The sequence below is a fragment of the Streptomyces sp. NRRL B-1347 genome (genome assembly GCF_000720325.1).
Lineage (GTDB): Bacteria > Actinomycetota > Actinomycetes > Streptomycetales > Streptomycetaceae > Streptomyces.
This window is the reverse complement of record NZ_JOJM01000042.1, coordinates 1-19,400: the sequence shown is the minus strand read 5'-3', so window position 1 is coordinate 19,400 and position 19,400 is coordinate 1. Positions and strand designations below refer to the sequence as shown.

Annotated in this window: 17 protein-coding genes; 6 read left to right on the top strand and 11 right to left on the bottom strand. The window is 75.6% G+C overall.

Annotated elements, in window-relative coordinates; translation table 11 throughout:
- The first annotated feature begins 16 nt into the window (after positions 1–16).
- Positions 17–1,147, top strand: coding sequence for a YihY/virulence factor BrkB family protein (locus IG74_RS0129520; RefSeq protein WP_030683593.1), 1,131 nt, complete (start codon positions 17–19; stop codon positions 1,145–1,147).
- 22 nt (positions 1,148–1,169) lie between these two features.
- On the opposite strand, the gene IG74_RS0129515 is transcribed toward IG74_RS0129520, so the two are convergent.
- Positions 1,170–2,042 (bottom strand): NmrA family NAD(P)-binding protein, encoded by an 873-nt coding sequence (locus tag IG74_RS0129515; protein WP_051855615.1) that lies wholly within the window; start codon positions 2,040–2,042, stop codon positions 1,170–1,172.
- Positions 2,043–2,122: 80 nt separating this feature from the next.
- Between IG74_RS0129515 and IG74_RS0129510 the strand changes: the two genes are divergently transcribed.
- Both IG74_RS0129510 and IG74_RS0129505 read left to right on the top strand, forming a co-directional pair.
- On the top strand, positions 2,123–3,058 hold the full coding sequence (locus IG74_RS0129510; RefSeq protein WP_030683589.1) for an AraC family transcriptional regulator: 936 nt from the start codon (positions 2,123–2,125) through the stop codon (positions 3,056–3,058).
- 10 nt (positions 3,059–3,068) lie between these two features.
- Positions 3,069–3,818, top strand: coding sequence for a DUF6597 domain-containing transcriptional factor (locus IG74_RS0129505; RefSeq protein ID WP_030683585.1), 750 nt, complete (start codon positions 3,069–3,071; stop codon positions 3,816–3,818).
- A 48-nt stretch (positions 3,819–3,866) separates the two neighbouring features.
- On the opposite strand, the gene IG74_RS0129500 is transcribed toward IG74_RS0129505, so the two are convergent.
- Positions 3,867–4,277: a VOC family protein gene (locus IG74_RS0129500; protein ID WP_030683581.1), complete on the bottom strand. Its 411-nt coding sequence runs from the start codon at positions 4,275–4,277 to the stop codon at positions 3,867–3,869.
- 122 nt (positions 4,278–4,399) lie between these two features.
- On the opposite strand from IG74_RS0129500, the gene IG74_RS0129495 reads away from it, so the two are divergent.
- The gene (locus tag IG74_RS0129495) at positions 4,400–4,822 is read left to right on the top strand and encodes an NUDIX hydrolase (RefSeq protein WP_030683580.1); all 423 of its coding nucleotides are present in this window, start codon (positions 4,400–4,402) and stop codon (positions 4,820–4,822) included.
- Here IG74_RS0129495 and IG74_RS0129490 read toward each other — a convergent pair.
- From IG74_RS0129490 to IG74_RS0129480, 3 genes are all read right to left on the bottom strand, one after another.
- The gene (locus IG74_RS0129490; protein ID WP_107059050.1) at positions 4,803–5,609 is read right to left on the bottom strand and encodes a hypothetical protein; all 807 of its coding nucleotides are present in this window, start codon (positions 5,607–5,609) and stop codon (positions 4,803–4,805) included. The two genes, IG74_RS0129495 and IG74_RS0129490, sit on opposite strands and share 20 nt — an antisense overlap.
- A 58-nt stretch (positions 5,610–5,667) precedes the next feature.
- Entirely contained in the window at positions 5,668–7,059 is a 1,392-nt protein-coding gene (locus tag IG74_RS53580; protein ID WP_030683576.1) for a hypothetical protein, read from the bottom strand.
- A 135-nt stretch (positions 7,060–7,194) separates the two neighbouring features.
- Positions 7,195–10,110 carry a glycoside hydrolase family 2 TIM barrel-domain containing protein gene (locus tag IG74_RS0129480; protein ID WP_030683574.1) on the bottom strand — a complete coding sequence of 972 codons (2,916 nt, stop codon included), beginning with the start codon at positions 10,108–10,110 and terminating at the stop codon, positions 7,195–7,197.
- 384 nt (positions 10,111–10,494) lie between these two features.
- Here IG74_RS0129480 and rsgA point away from each other — a divergent pair, with 384 nt between their 5' ends.
- Both rsgA and IG74_RS0129470 read left to right on the top strand, forming a co-directional pair.
- Positions 10,495–11,634: a ribosome small subunit-dependent GTPase A gene (gene rsgA / locus IG74_RS0129475; protein ID WP_030683572.1), complete on the top strand. Its 1,140-nt coding sequence runs from the start codon at positions 10,495–10,497 to the stop codon at positions 11,632–11,634.
- Between the two features lie 165 nt (positions 11,635–11,799).
- The gene (locus IG74_RS0129470) at positions 11,800–13,191 is read left to right on the top strand and encodes a bifunctional transcriptional activator/DNA repair enzyme AdaA (RefSeq protein ID WP_030683569.1); all 1,392 of its coding nucleotides are present in this window, start codon (positions 11,800–11,802) and stop codon (positions 13,189–13,191) included.
- Here the strand turns inward: IG74_RS0129470 and IG74_RS0129465 are convergent.
- The 6 genes from IG74_RS0129465 to IG74_RS52270 form a co-directional block, all read right to left on the bottom strand.
- Positions 13,181–15,277, bottom strand: coding sequence for a hypothetical protein (locus tag IG74_RS0129465; RefSeq protein ID WP_037826224.1), 2,097 nt, complete (start codon positions 15,275–15,277; stop codon positions 13,181–13,183). The genes IG74_RS0129470 and IG74_RS0129465 overlap by 11 nt on opposite strands.
- 16 nt (positions 15,278–15,293) lie before the next feature.
- Entirely contained in the window at positions 15,294–15,827 is a 534-nt protein-coding gene (locus IG74_RS0129460) for a hypothetical protein (protein ID WP_030683564.1), read from the bottom strand.
- Positions 15,828–15,989: 162 nt separating this feature from the next.
- Positions 15,990–16,367 carry a PPOX class F420-dependent oxidoreductase gene (locus tag IG74_RS0129455; protein ID WP_030683562.1) on the bottom strand — a complete coding sequence of 126 codons (378 nt, stop codon included), beginning with the start codon at positions 16,365–16,367 and terminating at the stop codon, positions 15,990–15,992.
- A gap of 97 nt (positions 16,368–16,464) precedes the next feature.
- Positions 16,465–16,950 carry a DUF456 domain-containing protein gene (locus IG74_RS0129450; protein ID WP_030683561.1) on the bottom strand — a complete coding sequence of 162 codons (486 nt, stop codon included), beginning with the start codon at positions 16,948–16,950 and terminating at the stop codon, positions 16,465–16,467.
- 75 nt (positions 16,951–17,025) lie between these two features.
- Positions 17,026–18,033: a helix-turn-helix transcriptional regulator gene (locus IG74_RS0129445; RefSeq protein WP_030683559.1), complete on the bottom strand. Its 1,008-nt coding sequence runs from the start codon at positions 18,031–18,033 to the stop codon at positions 17,026–17,028.
- Between the two features lie 283 nt (positions 18,034–18,316).
- Positions 18,317–18,772 (bottom strand): hypothetical protein, encoded by a 456-nt coding sequence (locus IG74_RS52270; RefSeq protein ID WP_158857823.1) that lies wholly within the window; start codon positions 18,770–18,772, stop codon positions 18,317–18,319.
- Positions 18,773–19,400 lie beyond the last annotated feature (628 nt).

Sequence of the window (19,400 nt, the reverse complement as noted above, 5' to 3'; positions counted from 1 at the left end):
CCGCTACGGTAAGGAGGTGCACCAGGCAAAAGAAACACCCGGGCGGCCACCGGGCCGCTGGAACCGGGCCCGCGCTCTTTACCGCAACGTCTCCAAGCGCAGGACCGCCTGGCTGCTGCTGAAGGACACCGTCAACTCCTGCATCGAGTACCGCATCCTGGGGCTCGCGGCGGAAGCGGCGTTCTTCACGCTCCTTTCCGTCCCGCCGCTGCTCCTCAGCCTCATCGGGCTCCTCGCCTACGTGGACCGCTGGACCGGCGCCCACACCATCGAGAGCGTCGAGAACAACATCCTGGAAGCGGCCCGCACGATCCTGTCCGAGAAGGGCGTGCGCGAGATCGCCCAGCCGATCCTCGAAGACGTCATGAAGGTCGGCCGCCCGGACGTCGTCTCCATAGGGTTCCTCTTCGCCCTGTGGTCCGGCTCCCGTGCCGTCAACGTCTTCATCGACACCATCACCGTCATGTACGGGCTCGACGGCGCCCGCGGCATCGTCAAGACCCGGCTGCTCGCCTTCGGGCTCTTCCTGGTCGCCCTCGTCATCGGCTCGGTGGCGCTGCCGCTGATGGTGGCGGGCCCGGACGCGGTGGTGAAACTGGTCCCGGGCTCGACGACGGTCGTGCAGATCCTCTACTGGCCCGTGGTGACCCTGCTCTCCGTCGTCTTCCTCACCACGCTCTACCACGTGTCCGTTCCGGTGCGCTCGCCGTGGGTGGAGGACATGCCGGGCGCGCTCATCGCCCTCGGCATGTGGGTCCTCGGCAGCTTCCTGCTGCGCATCTACCTGACGAGCACGGTGGAGGGGCCCACCATCTACGGCTCCCTCGCCGCGCCCGTCGCCGTCCTGCTGTGGATCGGCGTGTCCGCCTTCGCCGTCCTCGTCGGCGCCGCCGTCAACGCGGCGATCGACCGCGTCTGGCCGTCGCTCCAGACGGCCGCGGCGCGCGCCGCGCAGGACCGGGTCAAGGAGGCCAAGGCGGCCGAGCTCATCGCCCGGGCCGCGGCGGCACGGGCCGACGACGACCCCGACGACCCCGACATGCCATCGGAGTTCCCCGAGCGCTGGTCCCGCTTCCTGCCCCCGGACGACGTCTCGGGCCGCCTCCGCGCCCACCACGCCAAACGGGACGACTCCCCGGACCCCTGACGCCCGCTCCGGTTCCGGGAGGTCACGCCTTCCAGACGCCCGCTCCCGCCGTCTCGCGCACGAACGCCGTGAATTCCCGCGGCGCCCGCCCGAGAACCTCCCGCACGCCATCCGAAACGTGCGCGTTGCGCCCGTCCAGATTCGTCTCGAAAAGCTCGACCAGGAATTCCACTTCGCCTTCCGGAACGCCGAAGTCGGCGAGCGCGGCACCGTATTCCCGCGCTCCCACCGGCACATAAACGAGCGGGCGTCCGCTCGCGGCCGATATCTCCGCCACCGCGTCCCGGAAGGAGAGCAGCCGCGCCCCGCTCACCTCGATGATCCGCCCGGCGTACCGCTCCCCGGCGGCGAGCACCGCGACCACCACGTCCGCGATGTCCCGTACGTCGATGAACGGTTCGAGGACCTCCCCCGCGGAGAAGACGAGCTCCCCGGCCCGCAGGCCGTCGACGAGCGGGCCCTCGCTGAAGTTCTGCGCGAACCAGCTGGCGCGTACGACCGTCCACCGGGCGACCCCGGAGTCCGCGAGCGCACGCTCCGTGGCGTGGGCCTGGTGCTCGCCGCGCGCGGAGAGCAGGACGAGGTGCCGCACGCCCAGCTCCGCGGCCCGCCGGGCGAGCCCGCCCACGGTGTCCGCGGCGCCGGGCGCGCCGACGTCCGGGAGGTAGGCGAGGTACGCCGCGTCGGCGCCGCGCAACGCCTCGTCCCAAGTGGAGCGTTCGTTCCAGTCGAAGCGGACCTCGCCGGAGCGGGACGCGGCCCGCACGGCGTGCCCCGCCTCGCGGGCGGCCCGCGCGACCCTGCCGCCGGTGCGCCCGGTGGCCCCGGTCACGAGGACCGTCAGGGCGGCGCCGGTGGTCGGTTCGTCCGTCGTGTGCTGCGAGTTCGTCGTCATGCCCCCAGTCAACTGCCGCCCGCGCCGCACGACCATCCGTCAGGAACTCACCCTCATGCGCGTGCGTCTACGCTGCCCCCATGGACGTACTCGCAGGCTTGCTGGAGGGCCCGCGCGCACGGGGGGCCTTCATGATCAGGGCGTGCTTCGAGCCGCCGTGGGCCGTGCGCATCGCGGACGAGGCACCGGTCTCGGTCATGATCATGGTGCGGGGCGACGCCTGGATCGTCCCCGAAGGCCCGGCCCCGGCCCAGCTGATCCGCCCCGGTGACGTGGCCGTCGCGCGCGGCCCCGACCACTACCTCGTCACGGGCGAGCGGGACACCCGGCCGTTCGCGGAGATCCGGCCCGGCCAGGCCTGCGTGCCCCTGAACGGCGCGCCGGACGGCCACTACGCGCGCTTCGGGATGCGCGAGTGGGGGCAGCCCGGAGGCCCGGTCCAGATGCTGATCGGCACGTACCAGATGCAGGGCGAGATCACCGCGCGGCTCCTGGACGCGCTGCCGCCGCTGCTCGTGCTGCCCACCGAGGTGTGGGACTGCCCGCTCACGCCGTTCCTCGCCGAGGAGATCGGCAAGGACGAGCCGGGCCAGGAGGTCGTCCTCGACCGCCTGCTCGACCTGCTGCTCATCGCGGCCCTCCGCGCGTGGTTCTCCCGCCCGGAGGCGGCGGCCCCCGCCTGGTACCGGGCGCTGGCCGACCCGGTGGTCGGGCCGGTCCTGCGACTCCTCCAGGACGACCCCGCGCACGCCTGGACGGTGGCCGCGCTCGCCGCGAAGGCGGGCGTGTCCCGGGCCGCGCTCGCCCGCCGGTTCACCGAGCTCGTGGGGGAGCCCCCGATGACGTATCTGACGGGCTGGCGGCTCGCGCTCGCCGCGGACCTGCTGCGCGACAGCGAGCAGACGATCGCCGCCATCGCCCGCAAGGTCGGCTACGGCAGCGCGTTCGCGCTCTCCAGCGCCTTCAAGCGGGTGTACGGCGTCAGCCCGCAGGAGCACCGCACGGGCGCGGCGTAGCCTGGGCACCATGGCCGCAGGGGAGCGGGGCGAGCCGGCCGCCGGGTACGCCGAGCGGCCGTCCCCGGTGCTGCCGGGGGCCGTCGTGTGGAGCAAGGCCGCGGACCCCTCGGGCGCCGGCTCCGCCGTCCTGCCCGACGGCTGCATGGACCTGCTGTGGACCGAGGGCAGGCTGTTCGTCGCGGGCCCGGACACGCGTGCCCACGTGCCCGGCGCCACGACGCCCCCGGGCCGCTACGTCGGCATCCGCTTCGCCCCCGGCACGGCCCCCGCGGTCCTCGGCGTCCCCGCGCACGAACTGCGCGACCGGCGCGTCGACCTCGCCGACCTGTGGAGCGGCGCCGAGGTCCGCCGCCTGACCGCGCGCGTGGACGCGGCCGCCGACCCGCTGACCGCCCTGGAGCGCGTCGCGTACGAGCGCACGGACCGGGGCCCGGCGCCCGACCCGCTGCTCGCCCGCGTCGTGGCGCACCTCGACGCGGGCCGCGGCGTCGCCGAGACGGCCGCCGCCGTGGGGCTCGGCGCCCGGCAGCTGCACCGCCGCGCGCTGCCCGCCTTCGGCTACGGTCCCAAGACGCTGGCACGCGTACTGCGCCTCCAACGCGCACTCGCACTGGCCCGCGCAGGCCTCGGCCAGGCCGAGACGGCAGCCACCGCGGGCTTCGCGGACCAGGCCCACCTGTCCCGCGAGGTAAAGGACTTGACGGGCCGACCACTGGGCGCGCTGCTGCGCCCCGAAGGGGACGCGGGGCTCCGCTGATGTGCGGCTCCGCCGCGCGGGCGCGCTCAGCCACAGACGGCCCACAGGCTAGGCAAACAGATCAGCCCCATTGCCGTCCGGGTCGAGCACCACCGCGTACCGCTGCCCCCAAGGCGCGTCGAACGGCTTGAGCTCCGACCGGTATCCCGCCGCCACGAGCTCCTCGTACACCGCGTCCACACCCGCGGACGTGCCGCAGTGGAAGGCGAGCCCGAGCCGCCCGGAGTCGGCGGGAGGCCGCCAGCCGGGGACGAAGGAGCGGATGGTGTCCTCCGTGTCGAAGGCCACCCGCAGACCGCCCGGCAGGGTGGTCTCCACGTGCGGCGACTCCTCGGATCCGGCCGCGAACACGAGGCCGAGCCGACGGTAGAAGGCCAGCGAGGCCGCCATGTCGGAGGTGACGATGCCGATCAGATCGAGCCGCGGCGTGACCTGGGGTGTGCTGCTTTCGCTGTTCATGCCGGGAGCGTAGGCGGGGCGCCCGCACACGGTCTTGAAGGAAACGGACACCACTGGGAAGAGCGCCCCGCGCCGCCCCTGCCTGACTGTCCCGGGTGCCGAATCCTCGCTACGGTGGAGCCATGGGTATCCCGGGTGAGAACCATCTGGCGGCAGCCGTCGTGGCCCACCGGGGCCGTGTGCTGCTCGTGCGCCGCAGTGAGACCGAGCGGTTCCTGCCGCGCGTGTGGGGGGTGCCCTGCGGAAAGCTCGAACCGGGCGAGAGTCCCCGCGACGGCGTGCTGCGGGAGCTCAAGGAGGAGACCGGCCTGCTCGGCCACGTCGTGTGCAAGGTCGGCGAGTCCTCCTTCGTCAGCGACTACCGCGGCCGCGAGGTGAAGAACTGGCAGGACAACTTCCTCGTCCGCCCCCTCACCCTCGACGTGACGCTGCCCCACCGCGACCAGGAGCACCGCTGGCTCACCCCCGACGAGATCGGCGCGGTGGACATCGACGACTACAACCTCGACGTCGTCCGCCAGGCGCTCAGCCGCCGACGCCGCTGACGCCCCCCGGGCTCTCGAAGCCCGGCCCCGGCCCCGGACCGCCCGACACGCCCTCGCCGCCGATCAGTTCGGCGAGCAGCCGCAGCTCCGCCAGGTACTCCGCCACCTCCATCGGCTCCTTCGCGTACGCCTGCGCGCGCCCCGCGTCCCGGTCCCCGTCCCCGCCCGTGAACACGTCCGTGTACCGCCGCCTGCTCGCGCCCGTCTCCAGGAAGAGCGTCACCGTCGGGCCCGGCGACGCGCACCACGCGCGGTGCAGCGCGTACGACGACAGGGCGTAGCCGCTGCCCGCCGCGTACTCGGCGGTCTGCGTCAGGCGAAGGCGGGCCCGGCCCGCGGGCTCCAGGAGCCAGTCGTTCACCCGCGCCGACAGCGACTCGCGGTAGCGCGCCGCGGTCAGCGTGCCGTCGCCCGCCGTCTCGTACAGCTCCATGCCGAGCCGGCCGCGCACGACGTACGACGCCAGCGGGGAGCGGTGGTTGTGGATGTCCTCGCGGCCCGCCCGCAGCGTCCCCGGGTGCCAGACGTGCGCGCGCAGCATGTGCCGCGACCCGGTGCCGACGAGGAGCAGCTTGTCGAAGCCCAGGACGTGCCGGTACGACAGGAGCGCGCAGCCCGAAGGGTCCCCGAGCCCGGACGCCAGCTCCGCCACCAGGGCCGAGAGCCGTCCGGGAGAGCCCAGTTCGGCGACGACCGCGCGGGCGGCCCGGGCCAGATCCTCCTCGTCGCTCCCCGTCAGGGTCGCGTCGAGCAGCTTCCGGGCCCGCAGGACGTGCCGTCCACCCATGCGGTCGCTCCGCCTCTCTCCACCCGCCACGCCCGCCGGGACCGGCGGCGGCCGGAGGTCAGCCCTCCGGCTGGTACATCCATACGGCATGGGCGCGCAGCGCCGAAAGGCCCTGATAGGTCATCCACAGCGGACGGCCCAGGTCATGCCCGTCCCAGTGCCAGACGCCGTCGCGCTCCGCGCGCAGCACGGCCGTGACGGCGCTCGCGACGAGCGCCCGCCACGCCTCCTCGCGCCCCTCGGCGGCGGCGACCTCCCAGGCGCCGGGCGTCAGGAGCGCCCGCACCATCCAGGCGGCCGTGAAGTGCCGTACGAAGAGCACCTCCTGACGCCACGCCACCTCGGGGTGCGGGCGGCGCACCTCCTCCTGGGCGTTGACGAGGTCCGCGCACGTGTCGTGGTCGGGCGTCGGGCAGGCAAGGAGCCAGCGGATGCCGTCCTCGCGCGCCGCCCGCGTGTTGGCGTCCTCGCCGAGGACGCGGGCCGCGCGGTCCAGGGCGACGACGGCGAGGGCGGTGTGCACGGGCGAGGGCCGCGTCGCGTGCGCGGCGGGCAGCCCCAGGGTCGCGCCCCAGCAGCGGCGGTGCTCCCGGGCCGGGTCGGTGATCGTGTGGTCGACCAGCGAGTCCCGCAGCCGGGCGATGGCGGGCGCGTCGGGCGCCGCCCGCAGCAGGCCGCGCAGCACCGTGGTCACCACATGGGTGCGGGCCAGGCCCGACGGCTCCAGGTCCGCGGTGAAACGGGCCGCGCAGCGCGCCGCCTCGTCGGCGAGCCGCGCCGGGTCCGCGCCCGCCCGCGCGAGCGCGCCGAGCACGAGCGCCGTCACCTCGGGCCGGGGCACCGAGCCCTGCGAGCGCGCCGCCCAGCCGCCGTCCGGGAGCCGCAGCCGCCACAGCGTGTCGACCAGGTCCGAGGTGCTCAACCTGCCGTCCTGCACGCCCAGTTCGAGCAGCACGTGCAGGCCGTACGCCGTGCCGGTCGGGGTCGGGAGCACCGGCCGGGTCTGCTCGTCGAGGGCGTGCGCCCAGCCCGTGAGCAGGCCCCGGACGGGGTCGTCGACCACCGCGAGGTCCGCGCGCAGCGCCGTGTGCGCGGCCGCGGCCAGGGCGGGGAACGGCCCCGGGGCCGGGGCGAGCGCGGCCCGCGCGGGCGCGGCCACCGGGCCGGGGCCCGCGGCGCCCTGCTCCGGCCTGGCGCGGAGCAGGGCCGCAGCGAGCCACGCGGCGACGCCCGTGCCGACGCCGCTGACCGCCGCGATGCCGTACCGCGCGGCGTCGGCCGACAGGGTCTCCGGCAACACGCCTACCAGGGACTGGAACACGGCGTACGCCGCCGCGGCGCAGCCGAAGCCGCCGAGCCAGCCCACGAACCGGCCCGGCCGCGAGGCGTCCGGGGGAGGGGGAGGGGGATCGGGGCGCACCGGGCTGCGGCCCAGCTGCTGTTGTGACACGAGGTGCTCCCTCCCCCCAGGGCGGCGCGTGAGTCGTCGTCCTCTCCATTCTAGGCGGCCACGACGGCATATCCCCGGGTCACACGGGGTCGGCGCCCGGCACTCGCCGGGCGCGCCGTCCCCGTCGGTCTTCTCTCACCGGCCCGGTTCGGCCACCGAGAAGGTGAGGGCGAACTCCGCGAAGGCCGCGCGCAGTTCGTACTGCGGCAGGACGCCGGGGCCGCACGACTGGGAGCCGATGCCGCGCTGCCCGTGGTCCAGGTGCACCCACAGCGTGTCGCCCGGCACCAGGTCGGTGCGGTGCGTGGCGGCGTCCAGCTCCTCGGTGGACCACGGGCGCGCCGTGAACCAGAACGCCGGATCGCCCACGATCCGCACCCCCGGCCCGTCGAAGCCCGTGCGCAGCTCCGCCCAGCGCACGTCCGCGCGGGCCCCGTTCTCCTGCGGCCGCAGGTACGGCGTCTGCAACTGCTCCACCCACGACGACCACCACCCCATCCGGGCGGCCGCCCGGGTGTCCGGGTACGCCTCGCCCGCGCTGCCGAACCAGTGCGCGCGCCGGTAGGCCGCGGGCAGCCCGACCCGCACGCCGAGCCGGGGCAGCGGCGCCTCCCAGTCGCCCTCCGGCGTCACCGACACGGCCAGGCGCAGGGCCGTGCCGTCGGACGTCCAGCGGTAGACGGTGCGCAGCGCGAGGTCACGGGCGGCGGGCGCCACGCGGGTGCGCACCGTCAGCGCGTCCTCGGCCACGTCGAGGCCGTCGAGCCTGTGGTGCATGCGGTGCAGGCCGAGCGCGCGCCACAGCGGGCCGTAGCGGGTGTCGGGCTGCCACGGCGCGCCGTCGTCGTTGTCGGTGGGGGCCCGCCACACGTCGAGGCGCGGCGCGGACGGCAGCGTGATGTCGCCGAGGGCGCGCAGGTCGCCGGTGCGGACGTCGAAGCGGCCGGGCCCGAGCATCAGGTCGTAGCCGCGGCGGCGCGGCCGCGCACCCGTGGCGACCGGCACGGGCGGGCGCGCGGTGACAGGGAAGTCGGCGAACGCCACCGCGTGGTCGAGGGCCGCCCAGTTGGTCTCCTCGCAGACGAGCGCCGACAGGTGCAGCCAGGTCTCGGCGTCCCGCGCGGTGGCGGGCGGATCGGGCAGCTTCAGCTCGACGCTCTCGCCCGGCCCGAGGTCCGGCGGCACGTCCAGGGGCCCGGAGACCGACGGGACGTCGCCGCCGGTGCCGCCCGCGGCGCCTGTGCCGCCCGTGCTGTCGGAGTGGTACGTCCACTCGAAGGACAGCTCCGACAGGTCGGCGAAGTCGTACAGGTTGGTCACCCGGACCGTGCCGGTGTCCGCGTCGTACGCGAACCGCACCGGCTGGATCACCCGCTTGTACTCGGTCAGGCCCGGCGACGGCCTGCGGTCGGGGAAGCACAGGCCGTCGCAGACGAAGTTCCCGTCGTGCAGCTCCTCGCCGAAGTCCCCGCCGTAGGCGTAGCCGAGCGTGGGGTGCTTCAGGCCGTGGTCGGCCCACTCCCACACGAACCCGCCCTGGAGCCGCTCGTACGTCTCGAAGAGCCGCTGGTAGTCGCTCAGACCGCCCGGGCCGTTGCCCATCGCGTGCGCGTACTCGCACAGGATGAAGGGCAGCGCGCCGCGCGCCGGCGGGCCGCCGTCCTCGCGGCGGCCGATCCGCTCGACCTCGGCGTGGTCGGCGTACATGCGCGAGTACATGTCGGTGTCCGCGCACGACGGGTCGCCCTCGTAGTGCAGCAGCCGCCCCGGGTCGCGGGCGCGGATCCACTGGGCCATGGCGGTCAGGCCGCGCCCGGTGCCGCACTCGTTGCCGAGCGACCAGATGACGACCGACGGGTGGTTCTTGTCCCGTTCGACGGTGCGGGCCGCGCGGTCCAGGAGCGCCGGGGTCCAGCGGTCGTCGTCGACCGGATTGCCGCGCCACTGCCGCATGGTGAAGCCGTGCGTCTCCAGGTCGCACTCGTCGATGACCCACAGGCCGAGCTCGTCGCACAGGTCGAGGAAGGCGGGGTGCGGGGGGTAGTGGGCGGTGCGGACGGCGTTGATGTTGTGCATCTTCATCAGCCGGACGTCGGTGCGCATGGTGGCGATGTCGACCGCGCGGCCGGTCTCCGGGTGGAACTCGTGCCGGTTCACGCCGCGGAACAGGACGGGCTTCCCGTTCACGGTGATCAGACCGTCCGTCAGGGCGACCGTACGGAAGCCGATGCGCAGCGGCACCCGCTCGCCCGGCGTGGCGAGGACCCCGTCGTACAGCCGCGGCCGCTCCGCCGACCACGGCTCCACGGCCACCGTCGCGCTCTCGCCGGTGGCGACGTCGATGCCGAGCTCCGGCACGGTCACGCGGCCGGCCACGTCCGACTCCACGCGGAGCGTGCCCGTCCCGTCGCGGTGGTCGTACGACGCGTGCGTGAAGTGGTCGCGCACCGCGCCCTCGGGCCGGTGCAGCAGCGTGACGTCCCGGAAGACGCCCGGCAGCCACCACTGGTCCTGGTCCTCCAGGTACGACCCCGACGACCACTGGTGCACCCGCACCGCGAGCACGTTGTCGCGGGGCCTGAGCAGCGCGCCCACCGCGAACTCGTGGGGCAGGCGCGACCCCTTGAACTCGCCCAGGAGCGAGCCGTTGAGCCACACCCGCGCGCACGACTCGACGCCGTCGAAGCGCAGCGTCACGTCCCCGCCCGCGGGCCAGCCGTCGGGCAGGTCGAAGCCGCGCAGGTGGTCACCCGTCGGATTCTCGGTCGGCACCCGCGGCGGATCCACGGGGAACGGATACATCTGATTCGTGTAGACCGGCGCGCCGTGGCCCTGCAGCACCCAGTGCCCGGGCACCACGACCTCGCTCCAGGCCGCCGCGTCGTACCCGTCGGCGGCGAACGACTCGTCCTCGACCGCGGCCCCGGGCGAAAGGCGGAACCGCCAGCTTCCGTTCAGCGAGAGCACGGCGGCGTCCGACCCCGCGTACCACGCACGGGGCGGCAGACCGCCGGTACCGGGGGACACGTCCTCGTGGTAAGGGAGCTCCATGCCTCCATCAGAACGCGCGGGGGCGGGGCCACTCAATCATTTCGGGCCGGGCGTTGTTGGATTTCTGCCGGGGGGCTTGGACGGAGGACGGGCCGGTGGCGGGCGGGTGGCCGGGGGACGACGTGCGGGCGGCCCGGCGGAAAAGCAGTGGCGTGGCGTCGGCGGGCGGGTCTAGAGTCCTGTCCGTTCCCCGGCGGCGTGTGTCGCCGCCGCAGGTCGAGTCGTGAGTGGAGGTGTGACCAATGGCTGTCGTTGCGATGGGTGCTGCCCGCGTTCGGACGTTCGTCATCACATCCACCTCCGTGGTCTCCGGCTGACTCTCTCAGCGTTTTCCGCCGCGTCGTCGTGCGCGGGCCGGGGCCACCCTTGTGAAGGGTTCTCCCCTTGTCTTCGTCTTCTTCTGACTTCTCCTCCTCGTCTGCTTCCGCCGTTCCGGCCGTCGGCGCTCACGCGCTCGCCGCGTACGGCTGGGACGCGGACTGGGAGGCCGCCTTCGCCCCGTACGCGGAGCGCGGGCTGTTGCCCGGCCGGGTGATCCGGGTCGACCGGGGCAGCTGCGACCTGGTCGTCACCGAGGAAGGTGTCATCCGGGCCGACACCACCTTCGTCACGCCGCACGACCCGCTGCGGGTCATCTGCACCGGGGACTGGGCGGTGGTGGACGCGCCCGGCGGCGACCCGCGGTACGTGCGCGACTATCTGCCGCGGCGCACCTCGTTCGTGCGGTCCACCTCGTCCAAGCGGTCCGAGGGGCAGATCCTCGCCGCCAACGTCGACCACGCGGTCATCGCCGTGTCCCTGGCGGCCGAGCTCGACCTCGGGCGCGTCGAGCGGTTCCTCGCGCTCGGCTGGGAGTCCGGCGCACAGCCCGTCGTCGTGCTCACCAAGGCCGACCTCGTGCCCGACGCCGCGTCGCTCGGCCACCTCGTGCAGGACGTGGAGACCGCCGCGCCCGGCGTGCCGGTGCTGCCCGTCAGCGCCGCGCACGGGGACGGCGTCGACGTGCTCGCCGCCGTCGTCTCCGGCGGCACCTCCGTCCTGCTCGGGCAGTCGGGCGCGGGCAAGTCGACCCTCGCCAACGCGCTCGCGGGCGCGGACGTCATGGACGTGCGGGCCGTCCGCGACGTCGACGGCAAGGGACGGCACACCACCACCACCCGCAACCTCATCCCGCTGCCCGGCGGCGGCGTCCTCATCGACACGCCGGGGCTGCGCGGCGTCGGCCTGTGGGACGCCGGGAGCGGCGTCGGGCAGGTCTTCGCCGAGATCGAGGAGTTGGCAGGCGGCTGCCGCTTCCAGGACTGCGCGCACGTCGCGGAGCCGGGCTGCGCGGTGCTCGCCGCCCTGGAGGACGGCACGCTGCACCAGCGGCGGCTCGACAGCTACCGGAAGCTGCTGCGCGAGAACCAGCGGATCGTCGCGAAGACGGACGCGCGGGTGCGGGCGGAGATGCGGCGGGAGTGGCGGCGGCGGGGGGCCGAGGGCAAGGCGGCGATGGAGGCGAAGCGGGGGCGGCTCCGGTAGCGCCTCCGTTCGGGGCAGCCGGGGTGTTCCCTCCCGGCTGCCCCGGGGCGGGCCCCGGTCGTCCTGTTGGTCGGCGCCCGGGGCTGTGCCCACAGCGAGCGGGGCGGCGAGCTGCGTGTCCGAATTCCGCTAGCTGGCTTGTCCGGGGCCGCTCACACTGGACGTGTGAACGATCTCGATACCAGGTATGAAGCCGTCCGCAGTCGCGATGCCCGGTTCGACGGGGAGTTCTTCTTCGCCGTGTCCACGACCGGGATCTACTGCAGGCCGAGCTGTCCCGCCGTGACGCCCAAGCGGCAGAACGTGAAGTTCTATCCGACGGCGGCCGCCGCGCAGAGCCAGGGTTTCCGGGCCTGCCGGCGGTGCCGTCCGGACGCCGTGCCGGGGTCCGCGGAGTGGAACGTGCGCGCGGACGTCGTGGGCCGCGCCATGCGGATGATCGGCGACGGGGTCGTGGACCGCGAGGGCGTCGGCGGGCTCGCGGTGCGGCTCGGGTACAGCGCCCGGCAGGTGCAGCGCCAGCTCACCGCCGAGGTGGGCGCGGGCCCGGTCGCGCTCGCCCGGGCGCAGCGCGCGCACACCGCGCGCGTCCTGCTCCAGACCACCGACCTGCCGGTCACGGAGATCGCGTTCGCGGCGGGCTTCGCGAGCGTGCGGCAGTTCAACGACACCATCCGCGCCGTGTACGAGCTGACGCCCACGGCCCTGCGCGCCGCCGCGCCCAAGCGGGGCGGCGGCCGGGCCACGCCCGCCGCGGGCATCCCGCTGCGGCTCGCCTACCGCGGGCCCTACCAGGCCGTCGCCGCCTTCGACCTGCTCGCCGACGAGGCGCTGCCCGGTGTGGAGGACGTACGCGGCGAGCGCGGCGCCCGCACCTACCGGCGCACGCTGCGCCTTCCGCACGCCTCGGGCATCGTGGCCGTCGAGGAGCGCGACCCGCGCAGGCGCGGCGAGGCCGGGCAGAGCGGCTGGCTCGAAGCCCGGCTGCACCTGACGGACCTGCGCGACCTGACCACGGCCGTGCAGCGGCTCCGCGGCCTCTTCGACCTGGACGCCGACCCGTACGCCGTCGACGACCGCCTGGGCGCGCACGCCCGCCTCGCGCCGCTGGTGCGCGCCCGGCCGGGCCTGCGCTCGCCGGGCGCGGCGGACCCCGAGGAGTTCGCGATCCGCGCGGCCGTGGGCCGGGAGGCCGCCGCCCGGATCGTGGCGGAGTACGGCACTCCGCTGCCGTCCCCGTGCGGCGCCCTCACGCACGTCTTCCCCGGGCCCGCCGCCCTGGCCGGCCGGCTGCCGCTCGCGGCCGCGCTCGCCGAGGGCGTCGTACGCCTGGACGCGGGCGTCGACCGCGACGACGCCGAGCGGCGGCTGCTCGCCGTGGACGGCGTGGACGCGGCGGCGGCCGCCGTCATCCGCATGCGGGCCCTGGGCGATCCGGACGTGGCCCTGCCCGGCGAGCGGGTGGACGACGCGTGGCGGCCCTGGCGGTCGTACGCGGTGCGGCACTTGCGTGCCCAGGCGCGTGCGGAACCGTCAGGGCCGTCGGTCACCGGCTGAGTCCGGTGCGCCGGCCGCGGCGCAGCGCGTACCAGCCCGTCGCGACGAGGGCCGCCGCGAGGGCCGCGGCCGATGTCACCGTCAGGCCGGTGGAGGCGAGGCTGCCGCCGGTGGGGGAGGTGGCGTCGGACCCGCCGCCCACCGAGCCGCCGCCGGAGCCGCCACCGGACCCGTCGCCCGATCCGCCGGTGGTCCCGGAGCCCGAGCCGTCGTCTCCGGAACCGTCGTCGCCGGAGTCGTCGCCACCGCCTCCGTCGCCGCCGGTGTCATCTCCGTCGCCGCCGTCGTCCCCGCCGTTCGCGAACGTCACCGGCACCCGTACGTCCTGCGACCGGTCGCCCGGTCGGGTGTGGTCGGCGCGGGTGGCGAGCACGCACCGCGTCGTCAGGCAGTCGGTGTACGCGTCCTTCGCGTCGAGGGTCAGGCCGACCTCGAAGGAGCCGTTCGCGCCGTAGGGCTTGGCGAGGTCGCCGCCGTGCGGCGGCGGGTTGTCGGAGATCCACGCCGAGGACTTGGCGCCGCCGGTGGTGGCCGCCCCGCCCACGCAGGGCGTCGGCGTCTTTCCGGGGCCGTTGTCGACGCAGAGGGCGACGTAGATGCCCTTCTTCCGGTCGTAACCGGTGCCCGTGACCGTCACCTTCTGGTCGTGCGGCGCGAGGCCGCGCACCGGTGTGACCGTGAGCTTCTGGCCGCCGGGGCCGGTGGCGGACCCCTCGTCGCCGGGCTTCGCGCCCTTGACCGTCAGGGTCGCGGGCTCCGTGTGCGCGGTGCCCGCGTCGTTCCTGAACTCCGCCCGGAAGCGGTGGCCGTCCTGGGCCGCGCGGGCCGTGAAGGTGTACGAGGAGCCGGTCGCGCCCTCGACGGCGCGCCAGGAGCGGCCGCCGTCCGTGCTGCGCTGCCAGCGCGCGACCGGCTCGGGGGAGCCGTCGGCGCGGGCCTTGAGCGTCACCTCGGCGCCGTCCTTCGCCGTGACGTCCTGCGGCGACTCGGTGACGCGCGGCGGCGTCGCGCGGACGATCCGGGTGACGCGGCCCTGGGCGGGGCTGGTGACGAAGACCTCCGCGCCGCCCGGCGCCACCGCGACGGCGGCGGCGCCCAGTTGGGCGACGTTGCCGTGCAGCGGCACCGGCTTCGCGGCGGGCTTGAGGGTGCCGGTGTCGAGGACCGTCAGGGCGCCCTGCCCGTCGTAGCCGGGCGCGTCCGGGTCGCCGACGTCCTGCCAGGCGACGTACGCGCGGCCGCCGTCGAAGGCCACGTCCCGGGCGAGGTCGGTGCCGGTGAGGGTGGTGCGCGGGGCGCCGTCCGCGCCGAACACCATGATCTTGTCCTGGCGGCCCACCCAGACCGCGCCGGTGTCCGGGTCGACGGCGGTGAACCCCTCCGACCCCTCGGCGACGGGGAGTTCGACGGTCTTGGTCACCGTGAAGGAGTCGGTGTCGACGCGGTACAGGCGCCGGTTCGCGAGGTCCGCGGACCACACCGCCTTGCGGCGCGCGTCGACGGCGAACTGCCCGCCGCCCGCCAGGGTCACCGTCCGCCTGGCCGCGCCGGTGGCCGTGTCGACCTCCGCGAGGTCCGCGCCCCGCACGACCAGGGTCGTACCGGCGGAGACGCCCGGCCCGACGTCGGTCACCTTGGCGCCGGGCAGCCAGACGCCCTTCGCCTCCGGGTCGCCGCCCCTGGCCGTGCCGAGGCCCTTGAGCGGGTAGTGGAAGACGACGCCGTCGCCGGGCAGCGGCTCCGCGATGCGGCGCACGGCCGCCTCACGGGGCGTGCCCGTGGAGCCGGGCGCCTTGGCGGTGCGGCCGCGCACGGTGCCGTCGGCGCGGTCCAGGACGTACAGGCCCATCTCGTTGGCGTCCGCCGTGCCCGCGTCGTCGTCGGAGCCGACGTAGAGCTTGCCGGACTCGGGGTGGATCAGGACGTCGAGGGGTTTGCCCGCCGTGGTGAAGTCGGCGGCGCGGTGGTAACCGAGCCTGCCCGCCGGGGGGTTCGCGCCGTCGGCGGCCGGTGCGAACCCCGCGAAGGGCACCGCGAGCGCGGCGAGGGTCGCCGCCGCCGCGGACAGGGGAAGGTGGCGTCTCATGGCGGCAGCGGCCCGCCTACTGGAAGGTGACCGGGATGTGCACGTCGTACTTGCGGTCACCGGAGTCGAAGTGGTCGGCGCGCGTCACGATCGCGCACTCCACCGTCTCGCCGCACACTTTGCCGCCGCCGAGGTCGGCCTTCACGTGGATCTTCACCGAGAAGCTGCCGTTGGCGCCGAACCGGGAGCTGTTGGGCACGGTGCCGCCGCCGGTGTTGGACACCCAGTGCGAGGCGCCGGTGGTGCCGGACTGGTCCTGGCCGCCGAGGCACGGGGTCGGCTTGTTGGCGCCGGGCGCGCCCTCGACGGCGCACAGGCCGACGTAGACGCCCTGCGAGGTGTTGTAACCGGTGCCGGACACGGTGACGTTGGCGCCGCCGGCCGCCGCCGCGTTCGGTCCCGTCAGGGCGAGGTGGTACGTCTTGCCCCCGTCGGTGATGGTTCTTTTCGCGGTGACGTCGGCGGCGGACGCCGAACTCGCGAGGCCGACGGTGAGCGCGGCCGCCATGAGCGGGGCGAGGGGCAGGAGGGCGCGGGTACGCGTACGCATGGGTGCGGGCACCTTTCTGGGCCGAGCGAAGCCCCGGAGGGCTCGCTAGTTAGGTAAGGCATACCTAAGCTTGCTCGCTCTCCGGTGTCAACGCCGCCACCGCCCGACCCCGTGGCCGCCCGTGCCCCAACTGCGCCGCGGCGCAGGCCCGCTGGCCCGGCGTCAGCCCGCGTCCCCCTCCAGGCCCCAGCTGTGGATGCGCCGCGGATGGATGCGGATCAGCTCCTTGCTCAGCTGCGGGCCCAGCTCGTGCGGCCCGGTGAGCAGCTCCGCGTGGCCGCGGACGTCCACGCCCCGCACCCGCCACGGCCGTTCGCTCACGATGTCGTCCACGACGAGCGCCACCTTCGGATTCGCCCGGAGGTTGCGCCACTTCTTGGTGGTGCCCATCGCGTAGCCGCCGATGAGGATCGTGCCGTCGTCCTGCGGGAAGAAGCCGACGGGGTTGGCCTGCGGCTGCCCGTTCGGGTCGACGGTGGCGAGCCTGCCCAGACGCTGGGACTTCAGGTACGCGCGCTCGGCCGCGCTGAATTCGGTCATGGGGTGAGGCTGGCACGCGGACCTCGTGCGCGCACCGGTGCGTGGGCCGCGCCATGACACCCGGCCGAGCGTGCCCCGGTGGCCGCGCGGCGCCGCGTCACCCCCTGGCGAGCACCGCGCCCACCCACGCGCCCACGATCAGCAGACACGCGTACAACTCCACGAACACGCTCCAGCCGCCCGCCCGCAGGGCCGAGCGCACCGCCGTCACGGCCTCGCCGCGCCCGCCGAGCCGCAGCCGCTCCGCCAGATACATCCCGCCCACGAACCCCGGCGCCGCGCCGAGCACCGGAAGCAGACAGAACCCGAGCAGCGCCCCGGCCCCCGCGTACGCGGCCAGACGGTGGCCCGCACCCGACTCCCGCAGGCGCCGGGGCGGCAGCTGCCAGCGCACCGCCCGGGACAGCAGGAGCACCAGGGTCGCGCCCACCAGGACGCCCCAGGCCAGGCCGTGCGGGTCCTGGAGCGCCCACCACAGCACCCCGGCCCACACCAGCCACGAGCCGGGCACGCCGGGCACAAGGACGCCGCAGAGGCCGAGCAGCATCACCACCCCGACCAGTGCGAGCTCCCACGCTCCCATCTGCCAAGCGTGCAGGAGCGGGTGCGAAACCGCAGGTCGCGTTAGTCCCGGTGCCCCCGCGCCCGGACCGGCCGGCTAGCCGCGGGCCGGGCGCGGGGCGCCCGCCTCGCGGGCCACCCAGCCCCGTTCGTACGCGTGCCAGCCCAGCTGCAGCCGGGTCGTCACGCCCGTCAGCTCCATCAGCCGCTTGACCCGGCGCTGCACCGTGCGCAGGCCGAGGTCCAGCTGTTTCGCCACGCTCGCGTCCGTCATCCCGGCGAGCAGCAGCGACAGGACCTCCAGGTCCGTGCCGTCGGGCCCGTCCGCGGCCTCGCGCACCGCGCCGCCCTCGCCGAGCCGCAGCGGCAGGGCGCCCCGCCACACCGCCTCGAACAGGCCGGTGAGGGACTCCAGGAGCCCGCTCGCGTGCACCACGAGCGCCGCTGGCTCCGCCGTCCGCGACGTCAGCGGCACCATCGCGAGCGAGCCGTCCGCGATCACCAGCTTCGTCGGTACGCGGTCCACGACCCGCACCCGCTCGGCCCGCCCCATCGCCTCCGCGATCTCCGTCAGACCCGTCGGCGCGGCGAGCACCGCGCGCTCCACCACCACGCGGTAGGCGACGCCCCGGCTCGCCGCCTGCTCCTCCGCGTCGTTCTCCATGCCGGTCACCGCGACCGGCCTGCCCGTCACCAGGGCGCACACCTCGCGGCTCGCGCCGAGCTGGAGCTGGAGGAAGCGCTGCGAGACCGCGGCCGCGCCCGTCACCACCTCGACCAGGTCGTGCACGGTGGGCTCGGCCGCCTTGCCCCGGTACTCCTCGGCGAGCAGCGTCGCCGCGAGCTCCGCCTGCTCCAGGTCGTGGCGCCGCTGGGTGAGCAGCGCGCCCAGGGCCACGCCGGGCGGCGCCGCCACCCAGCGCCCGGCCCGGCCCGAGGCCTGGGCCGCGAGGCCGTGCCGTTCGAGCCGGCGCAGCGCCCGCTCGGTGTCCGGCTCGGCGAGCGTGAGGCGGCGCGCCAAGTCCGGCACGTCGGCCGCCCCGACCGACACCAGCGCGCGGTACGCCGCCTCGTGCGTCTCGTCCAGACCAATAGCGGCCAGCATGCGGCGGCTCCCTCCCCGATCGTTCCGGCGCGTTCCTGCTGCTCTTCCGTGGCTGGCGGAAACTGGCCACGGCGTAAACCCGCCGCGAACATCATCACCGCACCACCTGCCCGTCTGCCAGGGTGGCCTCCTCGCCGGGCGGTCCTCCCGTGGGGGGTGGGCCCGCCCGGCACCCCGCGCCACCCCTGGCCACCCCCGGCTGGAATTTCCGGATGCACCGTTTTCGTACGGCCTGTGCGGTGGACAATAGGGGCATGAGCCAGCAGGGGGAGAGGCCCACCGGTCAGGAGGCCGACTGGTGGGCGCAGTTGTACGACGAGGCGAAGGACGACACGGGGCCCGCGGCCGCGGCCGATTCCCTGGACGACCGGTTCGCGTCGGCGTCGGGGACGGTGGGCCAGGACGCCGGAGGCGGCCCGTCCGTCCCGGCGCCGGGGCCCACACCCGAATCCCGCGACGACCGTGCCGACCGCGACGACCACGTGGGCCCGCCGACCGGGGACCGGCCACCAGGAGGCGCCTTCACGGCGAAGCCCACGGTCGATTCCCGGGGCAGCCGGTCGGCTCCGGCCGCCCCGGCCGCCCCAGCCGTCCCGGAGCGGCCGCCCAGAGACGCCACCGCGTACGCCGCGGGCAGCGCGCGGGTGGGCCCCGCCGAGGACGGCCCGCCCGCCCCGCCCGTCTCCGCGCGTCCCCCCGCACCGTCGAGGCCGCCCGCGCCCACGCGGCCACCCGACACGGGCGGAGTACCGGGGCAACGGGAGGTGCCCGCGGGGGAGTTGCGCCCTCCGGCGACGGGCACCAGGCCTCCGGCGGCCGACGGTCGGCCTCCGGCAGCGGGCGGTCGGTCCCCGGCAGCGGCCACCAGGCCCCCGGCGGCGGGCAGCCAGCCCCCAACTGTGGGCGGTCCGCCGTCGGCAGCGGGCGGTCGGCCCTCGGCGGCGGGCACCAGGCCCCCAGCGGCGGGCACGAGGCCCCCCGCGGCAGGCGCCAGCCCCCCAGCGCCGAGCGGTCCGCCCCCGGCCACGGGCGGCGAGCCCCCGGCACCGCGCGACAGGCCCTGGGCGGCTGGCGCTGAACCCCCGGCGCCGGGCGCCGAGCCCCGGTCGGGAGGCGCCGAAGCCCGGCCAGGAAGCGCCGAGGCCTGGCCAGGGGGCGTCGAGCCCAGGCCAGGACGGTCCGAGCCCCGGCCAGGAGGCGTCGAGCCCCGGCCCCGGGCCGCCGAGCCCCCCGCCCCCGCGCCGAGCGCCAAACCCGCGCCCCCCGAGCCGCCCGCCAAACCCTCACCCCGGGCCCGCGCCGCCGAGCCCCGGCCACGCGGCGCCGAACCCCCGCCCCCCGCACCACCGGACCCCACGCCCCCGGCC